The organism is Vagococcus coleopterorum, from assembly GCF_011303955.1.
GTDB lineage: Bacteria > Bacillota > Bacilli > Lactobacillales > Vagococcaceae > Vagococcus_D > Vagococcus_D coleopterorum.
Map to the genome: position 1 here is coordinate 1,134,109 of NZ_CP049886.1, position 20,690 is coordinate 1,154,798.

Annotated in this window: 23 protein-coding genes and 1 riboswitch; of the genes, 22 read left to right on the forward strand and 1 reads right to left on the reverse strand. The window is 35.8% G+C overall.

The features are described 5' to 3' along the window. The first annotated feature begins 83 nt into the window (after window positions 1-83). The 8 genes from G7081_RS05630 (at window position 84) to G7081_RS05665 (ending at window position 6,219) form a co-directional block, all read left to right on the forward strand. On the forward strand, window positions 84-1,004 hold the full coding sequence (locus G7081_RS05630) for a DUF5692 family protein (protein ID WP_166007981.1): 921 nt from the start codon (window positions 84-86) through the stop codon (window positions 1,002-1,004). A 153-nt stretch (window positions 1,005-1,157) separates the two neighbouring features. Then, window positions 1,158-1,607 (forward strand): ferric iron uptake transcriptional regulator, encoded by a 450-nt coding sequence (fur, locus tag G7081_RS05635; RefSeq protein ID WP_166007982.1) that lies wholly within the window; start codon window positions 1,158-1,160, stop codon window positions 1,605-1,607. A 104-nt stretch (window positions 1,608-1,711) separates the two neighbouring features. Then, window positions 1,712-2,578, forward strand: a complete 867-nt coding sequence (gene xerD, locus G7081_RS05640; protein ID WP_420824513.1) for a site-specific tyrosine recombinase XerD — start codon at window positions 1,712-1,714, stop codon at window positions 2,576-2,578. Between the two features lie 60 nt (window positions 2,579-2,638). Then, a complete protein-coding gene (locus G7081_RS05645) occupies window positions 2,639-3,427 on the forward strand; it encodes a segregation/condensation protein A (RefSeq protein WP_166007984.1) in 789 nt (262 codons plus the stop codon). Window positions 3,428-3,436: 9 nt separating this feature from the next. After that, on the forward strand, window positions 3,437-4,072 hold the full coding sequence (scpB, locus tag G7081_RS05650) for an SMC-Scp complex subunit ScpB (protein ID WP_166007985.1): 636 nt from the start codon (window positions 3,437-3,439) through the stop codon (window positions 4,070-4,072). Continuing rightward, window positions 4,072-4,788 (forward strand): pseudouridine synthase, encoded by a 717-nt coding sequence (locus tag G7081_RS05655; protein ID WP_166007986.1) that lies wholly within the window; start codon window positions 4,072-4,074, stop codon window positions 4,786-4,788. Before scpB ends, G7081_RS05655 begins: the two co-directional genes overlap by 1 nt. Window positions 4,789-4,804: 16 nt before the next feature. Then, window positions 4,805-5,242, forward strand: a complete 438-nt coding sequence (locus tag G7081_RS05660; protein ID WP_166007987.1) for a hypothetical protein — start codon at window positions 4,805-4,807, stop codon at window positions 5,240-5,242. 143 nt (window positions 5,243-5,385) lie between these two features. Further along, a riboswitch (FMN riboswitch) is annotated at window positions 5,386-5,509 on the forward strand. A gap of 143 nt (window positions 5,510-5,652) precedes the next feature. After that, window positions 5,653-6,219 (forward strand): ECF transporter S component, encoded by a 567-nt coding sequence (locus tag G7081_RS05665; protein WP_166007988.1) that lies wholly within the window; start codon window positions 5,653-5,655, stop codon window positions 6,217-6,219. A gap of 46 nt (window positions 6,220-6,265) precedes the next feature. Here the strand turns inward: G7081_RS05665 and G7081_RS05670 are convergent, their stop codons facing one another. Then, entirely contained in the window at window positions 6,266-6,475 is a 210-nt protein-coding gene (locus G7081_RS05670) for a ferredoxin (RefSeq protein ID WP_202982255.1), read from the reverse strand. Between the two features lie 28 nt (window positions 6,476-6,503). Here G7081_RS05670 and G7081_RS05675 point away from each other — a divergent pair, with 28 nt between their 5' ends. From G7081_RS05675 to G7081_RS05740, 14 genes are all read left to right on the forward strand, one after another. Continuing rightward, the gene (locus G7081_RS05675) at window positions 6,504-7,541 is read left to right on the forward strand and encodes a helix-turn-helix domain-containing protein (RefSeq protein ID WP_166007989.1); all 1,038 of its coding nucleotides are present in this window, start codon (window positions 6,504-6,506) and stop codon (window positions 7,539-7,541) included. 1 nt (window position 7,542) lies between these two features. Then, window positions 7,543-8,961, forward strand: coding sequence for a RecQ family ATP-dependent DNA helicase (locus tag G7081_RS05680; protein ID WP_166007990.1), 1,419 nt, complete (start codon window positions 7,543-7,545; stop codon window positions 8,959-8,961). An 84-nt stretch (window positions 8,962-9,045) separates the two neighbouring features. Next, on the forward strand, window positions 9,046-9,573 hold the full coding sequence (locus G7081_RS05685) for an SAG1386/EF1546 family surface-associated protein (protein WP_166007991.1): 528 nt from the start codon (window positions 9,046-9,048) through the stop codon (window positions 9,571-9,573). A gap of 96 nt (window positions 9,574-9,669) precedes the next feature. Then, window positions 9,670-10,332 carry a (d)CMP kinase gene (gene cmk / locus G7081_RS05690; RefSeq protein ID WP_166007992.1) on the forward strand — a complete coding sequence of 221 codons (663 nt, stop codon included), beginning with the start codon at window positions 9,670-9,672 and terminating at the stop codon, window positions 10,330-10,332. A 99-nt stretch (window positions 10,333-10,431) separates the two neighbouring features. Next, window positions 10,432-11,643 carry a 30S ribosomal protein S1 gene (rpsA, locus tag G7081_RS05695; RefSeq protein ID WP_166007993.1) on the forward strand — a complete coding sequence of 404 codons (1,212 nt, stop codon included), beginning with the start codon at window positions 10,432-10,434 and terminating at the stop codon, window positions 11,641-11,643. A gap of 141 nt (window positions 11,644-11,784) precedes the next feature. Then, complete coding sequence (der, locus tag G7081_RS05700; RefSeq protein ID WP_166007994.1) at window positions 11,785-13,095, forward strand: ribosome biogenesis GTPase Der; 1,311 nt, start codon at window positions 11,785-11,787, stop codon at window positions 13,093-13,095. Window positions 13,096-13,326: 231 nt separating this feature from the next. Next, complete coding sequence (locus G7081_RS05705) at window positions 13,327-13,602, forward strand: HU family DNA-binding protein (RefSeq protein WP_166007995.1); 276 nt, start codon at window positions 13,327-13,329, stop codon at window positions 13,600-13,602. 163 nt (window positions 13,603-13,765) lie between these two features. Beyond that, the gene (locus G7081_RS05710) at window positions 13,766-15,004 is read left to right on the forward strand and encodes a tetratricopeptide repeat protein (RefSeq protein ID WP_166007996.1); all 1,239 of its coding nucleotides are present in this window, start codon (window positions 13,766-13,768) and stop codon (window positions 15,002-15,004) included. A gap of 15 nt (window positions 15,005-15,019) precedes the next feature. Continuing rightward, window positions 15,020-15,583 carry a YpiB family protein gene (locus G7081_RS05715; protein ID WP_166007997.1) on the forward strand — a complete coding sequence of 188 codons (564 nt, stop codon included), beginning with the start codon at window positions 15,020-15,022 and terminating at the stop codon, window positions 15,581-15,583. Next, on the forward strand, window positions 15,570-16,775 hold the full coding sequence (locus G7081_RS05720; protein WP_166007998.1) for a CCA tRNA nucleotidyltransferase: 1,206 nt from the start codon (window positions 15,570-15,572) through the stop codon (window positions 16,773-16,775). Before G7081_RS05715 ends, G7081_RS05720 begins: the two co-directional genes overlap by 14 nt. Window positions 16,776-16,785: 10 nt before the next feature. Continuing rightward, window positions 16,786-17,151 (forward strand): thioesterase family protein, encoded by a 366-nt coding sequence (locus G7081_RS05725; protein WP_166007999.1) that lies wholly within the window; start codon window positions 16,786-16,788, stop codon window positions 17,149-17,151. 91 nt (window positions 17,152-17,242) lie between these two features. Further along, window positions 17,243-17,701: a hypothetical protein gene (locus G7081_RS05730; protein ID WP_166008000.1), complete on the forward strand. Its 459-nt coding sequence runs from the start codon at window positions 17,243-17,245 to the stop codon at window positions 17,699-17,701. 125 nt (window positions 17,702-17,826) lie between these two features. Beyond that, entirely contained in the window at window positions 17,827-19,707 is a 1,881-nt protein-coding gene (locus G7081_RS05735) for an ABC-F family ATP-binding cassette domain-containing protein (RefSeq protein WP_166008001.1), read from the forward strand. A gap of 26 nt (window positions 19,708-19,733) precedes the next feature. Then, window positions 19,734-20,681, forward strand: coding sequence for a thymidylate synthase (locus G7081_RS05740; protein ID WP_166008398.1), 948 nt, complete (start codon window positions 19,734-19,736; stop codon window positions 20,679-20,681). Window positions 20,682-20,690: the final 9 nt, after the last annotated feature.

The window sequence follows — 20,690 nt, forward strand, 5'->3', positions numbered from 1 at the left end:
CTATATTCTTTATTTTTAAAGGGCGTATTCTAAGGGTGTAGAAATTATTACATACATTATTTTATTTGTAGGAGGAGATTTATATGTTTTTCTTTGAAAGTATGCCTTGGCAATCAGCTCTTATGTGGTTTGTCGTATTAGGTGCGTTAATCGGACTGAATGAAATCAGCCGCCTTAACAAATGGGTTGCATTAGTTATGTTCACTGTTGTGCCAATCGTCTTAACGATTTTTGTTTGGCCAACAACTGCTGGTCCTGGTAGTAGTACAGGAACTTGGTTCCACTGGGTTAAAGTTTATTCAGCTTTAGCAGGATGTCTAGGTTTCTGGTATATCCGTTACGTTAAAGGATCAACAGCAAGCAAATACTTGTTAATGTTCCCACCGTTTATTTTAGCTTTCAACATTATGGAAGCAGTTATCCGTGACTTCCAAGTTTATAACATGCACGTTGATGGTATGGTAGATGGCGTTCGTATGATTTCAGGTAGCTGGAACATTATGAATGGTATCGCTGGTATCTTAAACATCGTTACTATCTGTGGTTGGATGGGTATCCAAGTAAGTAAAAACAAACAAAAAGACATGGTTTGGGCTGACCAAATGTGGTTCTGGATCATTGCTTATGATGTTTGGAACTTCGCTTATGTTTATAACTGTGTATCAGATCACTCATTCTATGCTGGTTTAGCGTTATTATTATCATGTACTATTCCTGCATTTTTCATCAAAAAAGGTGCTTGGTTACAACACCGTGCTCACACATTAGCATTCTGGATGATGTTTACAATGACATTCCCAGCGTTCGTAGGTGAGTCACAATTTGCAGTTCAGAGCTCACACAGTACAACAGCATTATTCGTACTAAGCTTCGCTGCATTAGTAATCAACATTGCAGTATTTGTTTACCACATCTACACAATTAAAACTAAAAAACGTAACGTTCTTAAAGAAGAAGTTTACGTTGATTCTAAATCATTCCAAGACGTTAAAAACGCTAACTAATGATTTTAAAGCAGAGACTTTGTCTCTGCTTTTTTTGTTTTAATTTCTAATTGAGAATGATTGCATTGGAGTGGACCATAGATTATAATGGTTACAAATGAGCTTGACGAATTAAGATGTTATTTTAGAATGGTTCTAATTAAGGAGGAAGTCATGGACACATCAGCAAAATTAGCAAAAATCAGAAAACAGCTCCATGATGGTGGCTATAAGCTAACTCCGCAACGCGAATCGACAGTCTTAGTGTTGTTAGAAAATGATAAAGATCATTTATCAGCAGAAGAAATCTATATGTTAGTTAAACAAAAGAGTCCGGAAATCGGCTTGGCGACGGTCTATCGGACAGTTGAAATGCTGACAGAATTGAAAGTTGTCGATAAAATTAGTTTTAATGATGGTGTGGCACGCTATGACTTACGTAAAGAAGGTGCCAAGCATTTCCATCATCATTTGCTTTGTTTAGAATGCGGTAGTATTCAAGAAGTCGAAGAAGACTTACTATTAGAAGTAGAAAAAACGGTTGAATCACAATTTAAATTTAAAGTAAGCGATCACCGTCTAACGTTCCACGGTGTTTGTAAGGAATGTCAAAACAAGGCTTAGGTCTTGTTTTTTTGTTTTCAAAGTTGATTGCCAGTATTCAACTACGTTATAATGATAGGAAGAAAGTTAGGGGTGAGTCTGTGGAAAATAATTTAAATGATTATATGCATTATTTGAAAATTGAACGCGGCTTATCAGAGAATACTATCGTTAGCTATCAACGTGACTTGATGCAGTATCTTGATTATTTAAAACAAGAAAATATAACGAGTTGGGAACAAGTAGATCGTTATTTTGTGTTAGGCTTTTTAAAGACGATGAATGATGAAAATAAATCATCAGCCACTATTACAAGAATGATCACTAGCCTACGGAAGTTCCATCAGTTTTTAAGACAAGAGCGTTATACGGATAATGATCCTATGCAACATATTGAAACGCCTAAGAAAGCTAAGAAGTTGCCTAAGAGCTTGTCTTTAAAGGAAATCGAAGAAATTTTAGAAGCGCCAGACACGACGGATAAATTTGGGATTCGTGACCGAGCGATTTTGGAAGTCATGTATGCTACAGGGTTGCGTGTAACCGAATTAATCAACCTAAAATTATCTGATCTCCATTTATCCCTTGGTTTAATTCAAACAATCGGTAAAGGGGATAAAGAACGAATTATTCCGTTAGGTGACATTGCCATTAACTGGATTAATATCTACCTGGAAAAGAGTCGTCCATTACTGGTTAGACTAGGACAGAACGAACCCTACTTATTTTTAAACCATCACGGTCGGGGCTTTAGTCGTCAAGGTATTTGGAAGAATCTTGTTGCACATGTTAAAAAAGCAGGAATTGAAAAAGAAGTCACACCCCATACGTTACGCCATAGTTTTGCCACCCATTTACTTGAGAACGGAGCTGACTTGCGAGTTGTTCAAGAATTGTTAGGGCATGCTGATATTTCCACTACTCAAATTTACACACACATTACGAAACAACGAATGTCAGATGTCTATAAAGATCACTTCCCGAGAGCTTAGAAACATAGCGGATTCATTATTTTTTATGTTATAATAAATTTTTACCAAAGGAGTGGAATCATGGAGAAATTAAATGTTAAATTAGATGTCTTTGAGGGACCACTCGATTTATTATTACATTTGATTAAAACACTAGAAGTTGATATTTATGATATTCCAATCGCGGATATCACAACTCAATATATGAATTATATAAAAAGCATGGAAATCTTACAGTTAGAAGTTGCCGGTGATTACATTGTCATGGCAGCGACGTTAATGTCGATTAAGAGTAAAATGTTACTGCCTAAGCAAGAACTAATCTTAGATGAAGATGGTGAACTTGTAGAAGACGGAGATGATCCACGTGCGGCGTTAGTTGCTCAATTGCTGGAGTATCGTAAGTTTAAATATGCAGCGACTGTCTTACAAGTTAAAGAAGAAGAGCGTGGTCAATATTACACGAAAGAACCTTCTGACTTAAGTGAATACAAAGAAGAGATGGAGCCGTTAGAACCAGGTGAAGTCAGTACCATTGATTTATTCTTAGCCTTTCATGATATCTTAGAGCGTCGTAAGCATTTGGGACCACAAGAAACAACTATCACAAACGACCAAGAGTCTGTTGATGATAAGATGACATTTATTGCGAATATGATGAAGGAATTACCAGCTAAAACCGGTATTCCTTTTGGTTCGTTATTTGTAACGTATACTAAGAGTGAAATTGTGACGACCTTTATGGCATTGCTTGAGTTAATCAAGTCACGTAAAATTATTGCCAAACAGGATGATAATTACGAACCAATTATGATGTACAATCAACAAATTATTAATGAGTCAGCTGATGAAGCGAATGATATAGAGTAGGAGACACAGATGAAAATTACGGGTCAAATTGAGGCGTTGTTATTTGTTGCAGGAGATGAGGGAGTTTCATTAGATGAGCTTGCTTCTTTGATTGATGAGCCAACAGCAACGATTTTCAAAGGAATTGAAGAATTAAAAGCAAGTCATTTAGATAATGATGCATCAGCATTACATATTTTAGAAGTCGGCAATCACTTTATCTTAACGACTAAAAAAGATTACGCTGAGTTAATCAAAGATTACGCTCAATCACCACTATCTAATAGCTTGTCTCAGTCAGCTTTAGAAGTCTTGTCGATTATTGCGTATAAACAACCTATCACACGAATGCAAGTTGATGAGATTCGTGGGGTTCAGTCATCGTCGGCTGTTCAAAAATTAGTGGCGCGTCAATTGATTGAAGAAAAATCACGTGTTGACGGTCCAGGTCGTGCTATTCTTTATGGCACAACAGAATACTTTATGAATTATTTCGGTTTGGAAAATATGACAGACTTACCGTCTATTGAAGAGATGGAAGATGAGATTGAAAAAGAAATTCCAAGCGACTTGTTCTTCGATAATTTTAAAGAAGATTTAGACGGACTTGAAAATAAAACTGAAAATGCAGATGAGTCTGATAGTTCAGTAGAGGAGACAAACTAATGGAAAGATTGCAAAAAGTTATTGCTCAAAGCGGTGTTGCATCAAGAAGAAAAGCCGAGGAATTAATTCGCCAAGGTCAAGTTGAAGTTAATGACAAAATTGTCACTGAAATGGGTGTGAAGGTTGCTAAGGGCGATAAAATTGCGGTTAGCGGTGTTCCAATTACTCAAGAAGAGAATGTGTACTTTATGTTGTACAAGCCTAGAGGTGTTATCTCTGCGGTGTCTGATGACAAAGGGCGCAAAGTGGTAACTGACTTTTTACCAGGTGTTTCAGAACGCATTTACCCAGTTGGTCGTTTAGATTACGACACAACAGGTTTGTTATTATTAACAAATGATGGCGATTTTGCCAATGCCCTGACACATCCAAAGCATGAAGTTGATAAAACCTATATTGCAAAAGTTAAAGGTGTCCCATTCCCTCATGATTTAAAACCACTGACTAAAGGGGTTAAAATCGATGGCTGGAAAACAGCTCCAGCTCAATATCGAATTATTTCAACGGATAACGAAAAGAAAACAGCAATTGTTGAGTTAATCATTCATGAAGGACGTAACCATCAAGTTAAAAAAATGTTAGAAGCGGTGGGCTTCCCAGTGACAAAATTAAAACGTGAGTTGTATGGAAATCTTGACTTAGTTGGTTTAAAACCAGGTCAATACCGTGCGTTAAGTCGTAAAGAAATTAGCTCATTAATGGAATTAACTAAATAGTAGAGGAGGATAAATAATGAACAAATCAAGTATTAATAAGCTGTTATTTGCTGCTTTATTAATTGGTGTTGGTGGAAGTTTATTATTTAATATGTATATGACAAATAAAAAAGCCGATCAAAGTAATCAAGCTAAGACTGAAGAGGTTGTTAAAATTAAAGCTGGTAAAACAGATCACACTTATAGAGCAGTAGTAAAATCAATTAATAAAACAGAAGATGGTCAATTACATTCATTATTCTTAACAGATGTTAAAGGTGAAGAAGCAGCTATGTTTAATGATGGCGTGAATATTTACACTGACGAATTAAAAGTCGGTGGTATCAAAACGGATGTTAAAGAAATCGTCGAAGGGGATAAAGTTGAACTTATCACTGCAGAACATGCGGCAGTTACAATGATGTTACCTCCTTCAATCGCGGGGAATGGTGTTGTCGGTATCAATGTTTTATAATAAAATTAACTACTTTTATCTAATGGGATAGAAGTGGTTTTTTTTGTTCAAAAAAGATTGTGATGTATTTAACTTTCTCAGGCAAAACTATTGATTTTAGATTTGTAATTGCTATAATAATAACGAACAATTAAATAATTAAGGTTCGTCTTCAGGGCAGGGTGTAATTCCCGACCGGTGGTAAAGTCCACGACCTGTTGCTTCGGCAATGGCTGAATTGGTGAAATTCCAATACCGACAGTAAAGTCTGGATAAGAGAAGATAGAGCTTATTTGATGATATTTCAGATAAGACTATGCTATTTTCTGCTTTCCTGTAGAAAGTAGTTTTTTTATTTTCTAGGAAAACAGTTAGTCACATGAAAAATGATCAAATGCTTCACCTGAGATGGATCCTTCTAGGAGGATATCATGAAAAAGAATCAAACGAAGGAAATGGTAGGGACAGCGATGTTAGCAGCAATTGCTTATATCCTGTTATTAATTGCCTTTCCAGTTATTCCCGCTTTTCCATTTATGAAAGTTGACTTTAGCGAAATTGCTATCTTGATTAGCACCTATGTGTTCGGTCCAGTAGCAGGCATTTTAACAGCTTTAGTCCGATCGTTACTACACATGTTAACAAGTGGTGAACCAGCAGCTTTCATTGGAGATGCAGCGAGTTTTATTGCAGCTTTAAGCTTTGTTTTACCGATTTATTATTTGAGTAAGACGAAACAAACGACTAAGAATCTAATCACATCATTTGTGACAGGTACAGTTATTATGACAGTGGTTATGTCGGTTCTAAATGCCGTGGCAATTATTCCGCTGTATAGCAAGATTGCAGGGTTTGATATTGGCATGAGTGTCAGCAAATATGTCTTGTATGGGGTTGTACCTTTCAATTTGGTAAAAGGAACATTAGTGAGTATGGTGTTTATGCTAATCCATCAGAAGGTTATCCCTCTGATTAGTAAACAAAAAAAATGTAAATAACAAAAAACACCTTACTTTTAAAGTGAGGTGTTTTCTTGTTTTATTTTTATTTTTCAACGATAATAGCACGTGTAGGGCATTCTTTATATGCTGCCATTAATTCTTGTTGAAGGGAATCTGAGACATCTAAGTCTAAAGAGTTAGAATCTTGTTTAAAGATAACAATCCCTTCAGCGGTATAATCAAATACAGAAGGTGCTAAGACTTGGCATAAGCCACAGGCGATACATTTTTCTGGGATAATAGTTGTTTTCAAAATATCACTCCTAAATGAGGTGTTTGCATTGAACGAATTGAATACTTATATACTATCCTTATTTACTGCTGGTGACAAGTTAAGAGTCACCAGTTTATTTCAGTTATTAAAAGGTAAGCGAACTAGTTCAGTATTGATGTTTGGTTATTTAAACGGCTTATTAAAGCATTTTGGGTTATTTCCTAAACTAACAACTAAGCAGTATCAGGCAGCGGTGAACGCATTAGTTTCAAAGGATTATTTAATGCTGATTACTGATAATGTCGCGGTTATCACTGCTGCAGGTTCACGCTTGAAAACAGAGAAAGAATTTGAAGTGACAGCTTTAAATGGTGTTACTTTTTGCAATACCGCTCAAGAGTTTTTTGATCAACTGCTATTTACGACTCAGGTGATTTCTGAACTTAGTTACCATGAAAAAGAGTATTTACCGGTGGAATTAAATAGTTTCAAACAGCATCGCACTAAACTTTGGTTACAAACTAAAATAGTCAATTACCCGGAAATTAATCGACAACTTTATCAAGAGTGGGTTGAGTTGTTACCTGGTTTACCTGAGGGGACAATAGCGTTGTTAACAGGCCATAACCAAATTGGTAAGACATATAACCAAGTTCGTAAAGATCTTTCTAACAGACCGTTAAAACAGTATTTAGCCAAAACTAATTTGATGCATCAAATGATAACGACCATCTTGATGGCTAAACAATCATTTCCGTTGTTTGTTAGTTTGTTCAAATTAACTCATGATTCTTCGGGCAATCACAGTGCCTCAGAAAGTTATCGCATGTATGAGAAAGGGCTATCAGTGACAGAGATTATGTTACGTCGGCAATTGAAAAGAAGTACAGTTGTTGATCATATAATTGAAGGGTTAATCTTGTCTGATACGCTTCCTAGTTTTGAACTAATCCCTAAACAAGAAAGAGAAAAACTAGACGCATATCGCTCTTTAAACAGCGATTTCAAAGTATGGCGTTATGGTGATGTCATAGAAACAGAGCCGATCGTTTCGTTTTTATCATTTAGAATCTATCAAATTGAACTGTTACGGGAGGAAAAATAGTATGCATAAAAAAATGCTGAATGAGCGCTTTGGTCATCAAACCTTCCGACCAGGCCAAGAAGAAACTATTCTAAGTGTTCTTGAATCGAAAAATACTTTAGCAATTTTACCAACAGCTAGCGGGAAAAGTTTAACGTATCAACTTCCAAGTTATTTATTCTCAGGTCTCACATTAATAGTGTCTCCGCTAATTTCTTTGATGGAAGATCAGGTGATGCAATTACGTCAACAAGGTGAAAAACGTGTGGTAGCATATAACAGTCAGTTATCAATCGTGGAAAAGAAATGGGTATTAAACAATCTAGCGTCATATAAATTTATTTTCATTAGTCCAGAAGCCTTGAACAAGGATGACGTTATTAAAAAGTTACAGGCGATTAATCTCTCTTTATTAGTTGTGGACGAAGCGCACTGTATCTCACAATGGGGAATTGATTTTAGACCAGAATATGAGCAATTAAATGTGGCGGTTCGAAAAATAAAACCAGTAAAGATTTTAGCATTGACTGCGACAGCCAATGATGAGATTACAAAAGATATTGAAAATAAGTTGTTTGACAATGGTGAAATAGCGATTATCCGTGAATCCGTCAACAGAAAAAATATCGCTTATTTAGTTGAAGAGCCAGTTAATAAAATTAACTATCTTGTTGAGTTAATCGATTACCATATCGGACCTGGGATTATTTATTTTTCAAGTAAAAAAGAAGCAGAAAGAGTCGCCCAAGAATTGTCAGAAAAGACAGGGATGCGAGTAAGCTATTATCACGGTGGTCAAACTGCTCAAGAACGGAGTTTGATTCAACAACAGTTTCTCAAGGATGAGTTAGATGTTTTATGCGCAACGTCAGCCTTTGGCATGGGAGTGAACAAAAAAAATATTCGCTATGTTGTTCACTATCATTTACCAAGCAGTTTAGAAGCGTATGCCCAAGAGTCTGGTCGAGCAGGTCGTGATGGTAAGCAAAGCTTTTCAGTTATCCTTTACCAACCAGGTGATGAACGATTATATGCCTTTCAAACACAAGAATTATCTGAAGCTATTGAACATTTAAAAATATACCCGGATATTACAAAGTTATCATATGATGAAGAGTTAGAATTATATTTAAAATGGCAGGAGAGTATTGTTGCAAAATTATTCAGTCAAGCAGAATTAACGTCGCAATTAGAACGAAAATTGGAAGAGAAGAAATTGGCGCTAATGAACATTTTAACGTATTTGCATACAAAAGAATGTCGACGATCTTTTTTACTTAGACACTTCCAAGAAAAAAAACAGTTGAAACAAGAGAATTGTTGCGACAATTGTGGGTTTTGTGATAAAATGTTAGATAAGAGTTCCGATAAAAACTTTGACGAAGACGATCAAAGTTTACAGTGGGAGCAAAAGTTAAAGAATTTATTTAATATAAAGTGATTACTATACTTTTGCAATCGATTCGGATATGCTTAATATGAATAGTAGGTCTATATTGGCTATATAATAATAGGAGGGCTTCACGTGACAGATAAAAAAGAACCTTGGGAACAACCGATTTATGATGAAAATAACGAGACAGCAGTACCTGCTTCCCGTTCAGAACAACGTAGTAAAAAGAAAGGTGATAGTGCCTTTATCACAATTCTAGTATTATTATTATTAGCGATTGCAGCACTGTTGATTTTCATGTTTAATCAAGGCAAAAAACCTTTAGAAGAAAAAACTTCACCAATCGAAATCACAGAAACAACTGCGAAAAAAGAAGATGAAGATAAAGCTGCTAAAGAAAAGGCTGAGAAAGAAAAAGCCGAAAAAGAAAAAGCTGAAACTGAAAAAACAGAAGCTGAAACAAAACCTGAGACAGAAAAACCTACTGAAGATAAAAAAGAAGATGAAAAACCAGCTGAAGAAACATATACAATCCAGCCTGGTGATCAATTCGATACCGTAGGACCAGCATTCGGTTTAACAGCTGATGAATTACTTGCGTTAAATCCAGATGTGGACCCAACAGGTTTACAAATCGGACAAGTTATCCGAGTTAAATAGTCATGCTTTAAAAGGAAGTTGCCAGTAGGTAACTTTCTTTTTTTTTTAGCTTAGCGTATAATTAATAAAAGAAATGAATGATAAAGGGAGTTAATTATGAATAAAATAAGCATTGCAATTGATGGACCAGCTTCAGCTGGTAAAAGTACTGTTGCAAAAATTTTAGCAAAAAAAATGTGTTATATTTACCTTGATACAGGAGCCATGTACAGAGCCGTTACTTTAGCTGTTTTGAACAACGGTATTTCACCTGAGAAGGCTGATGAAGTAGCAGCGTTATTACCGTCAATCGAAATTGGGTTTGAACAAGGTAAAAATGGTCAATTGGTCTTCCTGAATGGGGCTGATGTTACAGAAGCGGTTAGACAACCTGAGGTAACAAATAACGTCTCTCAAATTGCCGCGCAAGAAGCAGTGCGGGTTGATTTAGTTAAGCGTCAACAAGAGTACGGTAAACATGGTGGCATCGTAATGGATGGGCGCGATATCGGCACAGCAGTCTTGCCAAATGCCGAAGTTAAAATATTTTTAGTTGCTAGCGTTGAAGAACGTGCAGAACGTCGTTACCAAGAAAATATCAGTAAAGGAATCATGACTGATTTTGAAACATTAAAAAAAGAAATTGAAGAAAGAGATTTTAAGGACACGACACGTGAAATTTCACCATTAGTTCAAGCTGATGATGCGGTTAAAATTGATACGACCGGAATGAGTATTGAAGATGTTGTCAATGCCATTGAAAATGTTGTTAATGCTTAGTTATTGAATGAAAAAATCGGAGTGATTTACTAGAAATCCTCCGATTTTTAATATACAATGAAAATTGAAATAATTTATTTGTTAAGGAGGCCATTGGTCATGACAGAAAACAATTTAGATTTGACAGCACAAGAAAATGCTGAAATGTTAAATGCACTTGAAAGCGTTCAAGAGGTAAATGTTGGTGATTTAGTTCAAGGTGAAGTTTTAGTCCTTGAGGATAAACAAGCAATTGTAAGTATCTTAGGTACGGGTGTTGAAGGTGTGATTCCCGTTAAAGAATTATCTGCTTTCCCAACTGATGATATTTCGTCATTAGTAAAAGTTGGTGAAATTCTTGATCTAGTTGTCATTACTTCAATTGGCAAAGATAAAGAAAACGGCAGCTATTTGTTATCAAAACGTAGATTAGAAGCTAAGAAAATTTGGGAACAGGTTGAAGCTGACTTCGAAGCTGGTAAAACAGTTGAAGGAACAGTAACTGATGCTGTTAAAGGCGGATTAGTTGTTGACCTTGGTGTTCGCGGTTTTGTACCAGCCTCAATGATTGATGTGAATTTTGTTTCTGATTTTTCTATTTATAAAGGACAAACCTTAGAGTTTGTTGTAAAAGAAATCGAACCATCTGAAAATCGTTTAATCTTATCTCGTAAAGATATTCTGGCGAAAGACCAAGCAGCTAAAAAAGCTGAGTTAATGGAAAAACTTGTTGCCGGTGATATCGTTAAAGGAAAAGTAGCACGTTTGACGAACTTTGGTGCGTTTATTGATTTAGGCGGAGTTGATGGGTTAGTTCATATTTCTGAAATTTCTCATGCTCACGTCTCTAAAGCGGAAGATGTTTTAGAAGTCGGACAAGAAGTCGAAGCTAAAATTTTGTCTATTGATACAGCGAAAGAACGTATTTCATTATCAATTAAAGAAACAGTTGCAGGACCTTGGGAAAAGGTTTCAGAAACGTTTTCTGAAGGTGATGTTGTAACTGGGAAAATCAAACGCTTAACAAGTTTTGGTGCCTTTGTTGAGATTGCACCAGGAGTTGAAGGGTTAGTTCATATTTCTCAAATTTCTCATCAACATGTTGTAACACCTCATGAAGTGTTGAAAGAAGGGGAAGAAATCCAAGTGAAAATACTTGAAGTCAGTCCGGCAGATCGTCGTATTGCTCTAAGTATTAAAGCTTTGGAAGAAAAACCTGTTGAAGAAGGTCAAGTGGAAGAAGTGGAAGAAGATTTCGAAATGCCAGAAGCAGTTTCTGGTTTCACTTTAGGTGATATCGTAGTAGATTCAGTTGAATCAACAGAAGAATAAGACCTATCTAACAAGTCTAGCAATAAGCTAGGCTTGTTTTTATTTGTTTGGCTAGCGATTTATCGCCGATTAACTTGTAAGAGAGAGCCGTATAAGGTAAACTACTAAAGAGCTTTTGAATTAAGAAGGAGGGATTGTCACATGGCAAATCCAACAATAGCAATTGTCGGCCGACCGAATGTCGGTAAATCGACAATATTTAATAGAATTGCAGGAGAACGTATTTCGATCGTAGAAGATACTCCTGGTGTTACTCGTGACCGTTTATATGCAACAGGTGAATGGTTAGGGCGTGAATTTAGTATTATTGATACAGGTGGAATCGATTTAAGTGACGAGCCATTTATGGATCAAATAAAATATCAAGCGGAAATAGCTATCTCTGAAGCCGATGTTATTATTCTTTTAACTAGCGGACGCGAAGGTGTCACAGATGCCGATGAAATGGTTGCAAGAATGCTTTATAAATCTGGTAAACCTGTTCTTTTAGCAGTCAATAAAGTGGATAATCCAGAAATGCGTAATGATATTTTTGAGTTTTATTCATTAGGTTTAGGCGATCCATACCCAGTATCAGGAAGCCATGGTATTGGTTTAGGTGATGTTTTAGATGAAGCAGTCAAGCATTTTAAAACAGAAGTTGAAGAAGAAGACGATGGTATTATCCGTTTCAGTTTAATCGGACGCCCAAATGTTGGTAAGTCATCAATCATCAATGCGATGCTTGGCGAAGACCGTGTTATCGTTTCTAATGTTGCTGGTACAACACGTGATGCTATCGATACTGAGTTTACATCAGATACTGGTCAGCCATTTATTATGATTGATACTGCTGGTATGCGTAAACGTGGTAAAGTTTATGAAACAACTGAAAAATATAGTGTGATGCGTGCGATGCGTGCGATTGATCGTTCGGATGTTGTCCTAATGGTTATCAACGCTGAAGAAGGCATCCGTGAATATGATAAACGTATTGCCGGCTTTGCTCATGAAGCAGGTAAAGGGATGGTTATTGTTGTTAATAAATGGGATGCCATCGAAAAAGAAACAAATACAATGAAAGAATTTGAAGAAGAGATTCGTAAAGAGTTCAAGTATTTAGACTACGCACCAATTATTTTTGTGTCAGCTAAAACAAAACAACGTTTAAACCAGTTACCTGAAATGATCGAAAAAGTAAGTATGAACCAAAACTTACGTATTCCGTCATCATTGTTAAATGATGTTATTATGGATGCTGTAGCGATTAATCCGACACCAACGGATAAAGGGAAACGTCTAAAAATCTTTTATGCAACACAAGTGGCGGTTAAACCGCCAGCATTTGTTGTTTTTGTAAATGAAGAAGAACTAATGCATTTTTCATACGCCCGTTTCTTAGAAAATCAAATCAGAAAAGCCTTTACTTTTGAAGGAACGCCAATTCACATCATCGCTAGACGTCGTAAATAGCGTAAGGTTAGGCATTCTATCACATCAAATATTATTCTGCAATGTTTTTTAATCAAATCTAAAAAAATGATAAAAAAACTATAGAAAATAGGTTTATCCTTGATATAAAAGGTTTCCTATGATATATTTTGTTATGAAATATTGATGTCCTCAATAGTTCGAAATCGTTTTTAAAAACGATTATCTGAGGTGTTTAAAAAACACCTGTTAAACAGGAGGTGAAATTATACAATGGCAAACAAAGCAGAATTAATCGAAAAAGTTGCAGCTAAAGCTGACTTAACTAAAAAAGATGCTACTACTGCAGTTGATGCAGTATTCTCAACAATCCAAGATTTACTTGCTGATGGTGAGAAAGTTCAATTAATCGGTTTTGGTAACTTTGAAGTTCGCGATCGCGCGGCCCGCAAAGGACGTAACCCACAAACTGGTAAAGAAATTAGCATTCCTGCAAGCAAAGTACCTGCATTCAAACCAGGTAAAGCCTTGAAAGATGCTGTTAAATAATTGACAGTGAAAAGACTATCGAGAGTTTCTCGATAGTCTTTTTTTAGTGCTTTTAGCTGCTATTTCACGTATACTAGAATAAGAATTATGATAAAACTTTTGTTCTGAAAAGAACGGTAACGAAATTTTGAGAAGAGTAGTTTTAGAAAAGGGGATAGAAAACATGACACACAGTGAATTGATGTTAGAAGCGTTATCAGCCGGCGATTTAGTTGAAGCGCAATTAGAATTTGAAGCCGCTTTAAAAGAGGATCAACCAGATATGTTAATGGCCTTAGGTGGCCAATTAATGGGAGCGGGATTTTTAGAAGAAGCACAAACTATTTTTGAAAAATTATTAGAATCATTCCCAAATGAAGGTAGCCTGCTTATTTCATTAGCAGAAATCGCAATCGAAAATGATCAAACAGATGAAGCATTTGGTTATTTACAAGCTATTCCAAAAGATGATAATTATTACGTTGAAAGTTTGTTAGTGTTAGCTGACTTGTATCAGGTTCTTGGTGTTCCAGAAGTTAGTGAGAAAAAAATTAAAGAAGCAAAACAAATCTTGCCGGAAGAACCTGTTTTAGATTTAGCCTTAGCAGAACTTTATTTCACGATGGATCGTTTCCAAGAAGCTGCCGATCTATATTTAAAATTAAACCAATCTGAATTACCGGAAGGCGTTAGTGTTGATGACCGTATTGGTTCAGCATTAAGTATGTTAGGTGAGTTTGAAGAGGCGTTACCGTATTTGGAGAAAGCGAATACTGAAGAACAAACAGATCATCGTTTATTCCAATTAGCGATTACTTATATTCAATTAAAAGAAAACGAAAAAGCGATTCAACTATTAGAACAATTAAAAACTTTAAATCCAAGTTATGAAGGAGTCTACTTGCCATTAGCAAGTTGTCTATTAGATGAAGATCGCAACCCAGAAGCAGAGGCGGTGATTGCAGAAGGCCTAACGCAAAACCCATACTCGCTAGACTTGTATCACCTGGCATCGGATAATGCTTTTAGGCTAGGTAAAATTCCTGATGCGGAAGAGTATTTAAGAAAAGCGATTACTTTAGAAGAAGATAAAGAAATTTCATTGATTAAGCTAGCGAACTTGTTGCTTGTTGATGAACGTTTTGAGGAATCAATTGAAACATTATCCGAATTAGCTAATAGTAGCCAAGGGCAAGTTTATTGGACGTTAGCACAAGCACATAATGGTTTGGAAAAATATGCAGAAGCAGGGAAGTATTATGAAGAAGCATACCCAACACTAAAAGATGACCCAGATTTCTTGAAGGACTATGGCTTATTCCTTCGTGAAGAAGGACAGTCGGAAAAAGCGAATGTCTTATTTAAAGAATACTTGACAATGGAGCCTAATGATTTAGAAGTTTTAGATTTATTAGAAGATTAAGGTAGGAGGGATTGGATGGTTAAAACAAACGAAAAAGTGGCTTTTCTCGATTGGGTTATTACCCATAGTATTTTTACCAGACGTGAAGCTTACTGGCTATTAACCTATTTGAAAGACCATCCAACTATTCTGGAAAATGTTAAATTTGTTGAAAAGGCTGATAAAACACCACGTGGCATGACAATCATTCAAAGTAGTCAGCCCGATAATTGTTTTTCATTAGTTTTGAATAAAAAAACAATAACTGATCATGAAAAAATCTTTCATGAGATTCGCTTAAATTGGAAAGAAACTCTTTATGTAGAAGTTATTTTTGATAAAAGTTGGGAAAATGATTTGTACCTAAGTGTTTTAGAAGATAATCCATTTGATGCTTGGAACAAGCAGTTAAGCCAGCAGTTAGAACAACTAATTGAAACATCAGTCAAAGAAATAACTGATTTTGCGAATGAGAAACAATTACTAGAGCAGATTGACCGAGCCTTAGATGCGGGTGATCAGAAAACGTTTAGAGCACTAACTCAACAACTACAAAAGCAAAAAATAAAGGAAAAGAGTCAAATAGATGATAATCAATAATCTACCAGTCGAATTTTTAAATGCTTTACCCGTCTTACAAGCTTTAGAAGCAGAAGGTTTCGAGGCTTATTTTGTCGGTGGTAGCGTTCGTGATGTCTTGTTAAATAAACCTATTCATGATGTTGATATTGCCACAAGCGCTTATCCAGAAGAGGTTAAGAAAATATTTCCTAAAACGATTGATGTGGGAATAGAACACGGCACAGTTTTAGCTCTTGTTAATGATGGTCAATATGAGATCACGACATTCAGAACTGAGTCAACTTATCAGGATTTTAGGCGACCAGACCAAGTAACTTTCGTTAGGAGTCTTGATGAGGATTTAAAACGGCGAGATTTCACCATTAATGCTTTCGCAATGAATCAAACCGGTGAAGTTGTGGATTTATTTGATGGTATGACTGACCTAGAAAACCGAGTTATTCGAGCGGTCGGAGTGCCAATTGAAAGGTTTAACGAAGACGCCTTAAGAGTGATGCGCGGGTTGCGATTCGCCGGTCAATTAGGATTTTCAATAGAAGAGCAAACATTTAAAGCAATTAAAGAAGCTGCGCCTTTATTAGAAAAAATCTCGATTGAACGAATACAAATTGAATTTAGTAAATTACTTCTATCAAAAGGAAGGAAATCTGGAATTGAATCATTTGTAAAGAGTGAAGCATATCAGTATTGTCCAGGTTTAAAAGAAAGGTCAGCTGACCTTGAAAAATTAATCCAATTACCAGAAGTTGCTTTTCAACAAGAAAAACAAGCTTGGTTATTCTTAGTTTATTCGTTAGGGTTATCAAAATCAGAAGTTAAACCTTGGTTAAAACAGTGGAAGCTGTCGAATAATCTAATAAAATCAGTTCAAAATTTACTTGTTGGTTTGTTATACAGAGAGGCTGCTTCTTGGTCAAATGAAATGTTGTATCAAATTGGTTTAGATGACGCCTTGTTAATAGAGGAAAGTTTAATGTATTTGAATCAAGAGTACGATGTAAATTCCGTTGTTGAACTGTACAAGAACCTACCAATTAAATCAATTCAAGACTTAGATGTAGATGGGCAGTATTTGATTCAAGCACTGAAAAAGCCGGCTGGTCCTTGGGTTGGGAAAAATCTATCTGCTATTCAACGTGAAGTTTTAATTGGTCAATTAAAAAATGATAAAGATAGTATTGTTGAGTTTATTATAAATCATAATCAATAGGAGGCATTTTATGACGTTCCAAAAAAAATACAAACCTGAAGAAAAACACACTGCAGAAAATATGGGATCAGGTACACTGGCTGTCCTTGCAACACCAGCAGTCATCGCCTTTGTTGAAAATGCCTGTCAAGATTCTGTGGCAGGTAGATTAGAAGAAGGTCAAGCAACAGTTGGCGTAGATATTCAATTAGCCCATTTGAAAGCTTCAACTATCAATGAAACCGTAGTGGTCAATGTTTTATCAATTGAACAAACTAAAAGTATAGTCGAGTTTTCATTTGAAGCTGTTGTTTCAGAAAACGTCATTGCAACTGGGACACACAAGCGTGCAATTGTTGATGTAGAGCGTTTTTTATCGAAAATCAATTTAAAATAAAATCTTTGTGAAAAAATTATCAAATTTCTATTTACTTCTTTTGACTTTGTGATATACTGAACTTGTAAACAAAATAAAGGAGTGATTCACGATGGCAAAAGAAATGACTGGATTCAGATTTTATTTTAGAAATAAAGAAACATGGACAATCAAAAAAGAAAATATTGGTGATTTATGGATTAAACAAATCACAACAAGTTTTGGCCGTATCAATGGTGGCGAGTTTGAAAAAATTAACCCTTGCGAAGCGTTCAAGATTGAAATCCATGAAGAAGCGGACCATGTGCAAACGGACGACATTAACTTAGGTGGTTTAGAACTAGGCATGTTCGAACGTGCGCTTAAATATCAAGATATTGAAAAAATGGTCATCATCTTTGATAACGGTGAAGAAGATTTAATTTATTTCCCATACAAAGATAAAGCAACACCAGGACAAGAAGGACTAGATAACTTATACCAAAGCACGAAGATTTCTGCTGAAGGTAAATTATATATCGTGATTGATCCGACTAAGACGGTAACAGATATTTATTCAGATAAATTCTAATAAAAAAGCCTGATAATTCAGGCTTTTTTTGTTTGTTTTAAAATAGTCAGAGTAATTTCTAAATTTGCTAGAGGTGTCTATTTCTGTTAAAATTAATTAACTAAATTAGAAAGGTTGATTGGAAAATGAAGGAACTTAGAGTGACGGATTTAACAAAAACATATGGTGAGAAAACCTTGTTTAATCAACTTTCTTTTACTGTTAGAACAGGTGATAAAATTGGTTTGATCGGTGTTAACGGAACGGGTAAAACAAGTTTATTAAATATTTTGGCTGATCAAGACGGTGGTGACGAAGGCGTATTTAAACGTCCTCAAGATTATCACGTTGGTTATTTATCACAGGCTACGGAATTCTCGGCAGAATTAACAGTTGCGGAAGCTGTTTTCCAAGGCGATTCTCCTTTATTAAGAGCTGTTAGAAATTATGAAATGGCTTTATTCAATTTAGCGACAGATGGCAGCTCAACTGAGTTCCAAGCGGCTTATGCTAAAGCAGAAGAGTGGATGAACAAAGAAGATGCTTGGACAGCTGACACCAACGCTAAAACAATTTTAATGCAATTAGGAATCAGTGACTTGCATCAAACAATCGGTTCATTATCTGGTGGACAGAAAAAACGTGTGGGATTAGCTCAGATTTTGATTCAAGAGCCTGACTTATTACTACTAGATGAACCAACTAACCATTTAGACTATCAAGCAATTGAATGGTTAGAGTCTTATTTAGCACACTACCACGGTTCTTTAGTCTTGGTAACTCACGATCGTTATTTCTTAGACCGTGTGACTAACCGGATTTTTGAATTATCATTTGGTAATTTACATGAATACAAAGGTAATTATCAGTCTTATTTAGAAGCCAAAGCTGAAAGAGAAGAAGTGGCACGTGCTCAAGAACACAAACGTCATCAGCTGTATAGACAAGAACTAGCATGGATGCGGGCAGGAGTTAAAGCGCGTGGGACAAAGCAAGAAGCGCGTAAAGAGCGATTCCACGACTTGAAAGATAACCTAAAACAAGTCAAAGAAGACGGCTCTGTTGACATGTCGTTAGGCAGTCAACGACTAGGTAAAAAAGTTTTAGAAATAAAAAATGGTGATTATACCATTGCTGATGAAAAAGTGATTATTAAAGATTTCGATTTACTTGTGCAAGGTAGCGATCGAATTGGCATTACCGGAAAAAATGGTGCTGGGAAATCAACATTATTAAATATCTTAGCAGGTCGTACACCATTGGATAATGGCTTATACGAAATTGGTGAAACTGTCAATTTAGCTTATTATACGCAAGAAAATGAAGATATGGATCCGAATAAACGAATGATTCAATATTTACAAGAGGTAGCTGAGGAAGTCAAACAAGCTGATGGTTCTAGTGCCAGTATTGCTGATATGCTAGAGCGTTTCTTGTTTCCGCGGTCAAGCCACGGAACAATTATTGGTAAGTTATCCGGTGGTGAAAAAAGACGTTTATTCTTGTTAAAACTATTAATTGCACAGCCCAATGTATTGCTTTTAGATGAACCAACTAATGATTTAGATATCGATACTTTAACTGTTTTGGAAGATTACATTAGTCAGTTTAACGGGGCGGTCATTGCTGTCAGTCATGACCGGTACTTTTTAGATAAAGTTGCACAAAAGCTATTGGTTTTCCAAGGTGAAGGCGAAGTAACGAATTTTTACGGCAATATGTCAGAGTACTTAGAGTTCAACAAAGAAAAAGAAATGGTAATAGAACAACCGAAAGCTATTACGGAAGTTATTGAAGATACTCCTAAAGAAAAAACAAAGTTGTCCTATCATGAAAAAAGAGAATGGGATAGCATTGAAAGTGAAATTGAAGAGTTAGAAAATAAAATTGAAACATTGACAGAAGATATGAATCATCAAGGTAGTGATTTTACAAAATTACAAGATTTGCAAAAAGAAATTGAATCTTGTGAACAAGACCTAGAAAATAAACTTTCTCGTTGGGAATACTTAAGTGAGTTTGCATAAAATATGACAAGTGGATGGTGAATAGAATGGAAAAAAGTTATTTAGAACTTGGAGAAAAGATTTTAGCAACAGGTGCTGTTAAGACCGATCGTACCGGAACGGGGACTCAAAGTATATTTGGTCATCAAATGCGTTTTGATTTAAGTAAAGGATTTCCGTTATTAACAACCAAACGTGTGCCGTTCGGTTTAATTAAAAGCGAATTACTATGGTTCTTAAAAGGTGACACTAATATTCGTTATCTACTACAACACAACAATCACATCTGGGATGAGTGGGCTTTTGAACGTTATGTAAAAAGCACTGATTATACAGGTCCTGATATGACAGATTTTGGTCGTCGTGCAGTAACAGACCCTGAATTTAATGATGTTTATCAAGTTGAACTAAAAAAATTCTGTGATAACATCCTTGAAAATGAAGAATTTGCTGCTAAATATGGGGAGCTAGGAAATATTTACGGCTCACAATGGCGCAACTGGCGCACAAGCACTGGTGAAACGATTGACCAATTGAAAGATGTTATTGAAATGATTAAAACAACACCTGACTCACGTCGTTTATTAGTTTCAGCTTGGAATCCTGAAGATGTCCCATCAATGGCGTTACCACCATGTCATACAATGTTCCAATTTTACGTGGCAGATGGTAAGTTGAGTTGTCAACTATATCAACGTAGTGCCGATGTCTTCCTAGGTGTGCCGTTTAATATTGCTAGTTATGCTTTATTAACGCATTTGATTGCTCATGAAACAGGTCTTGAAGTGGGTGATTTCGTTCATACATTAGGTGATGCTCATTTATATAGTAATCACTTTGAACAAATGAAAACGCAACTTGAAAGAGATATTCGCAATTTCCCGACTTTAGTTTTAAACACGGAAAAAACATCTGTTTTTGATTTTGATGTAGAAGATATTACAGTTGAAGGTTATGATCCACATCCTTCAATCAAAGCACCGATTGCGGTGTAAGGAGGTAAA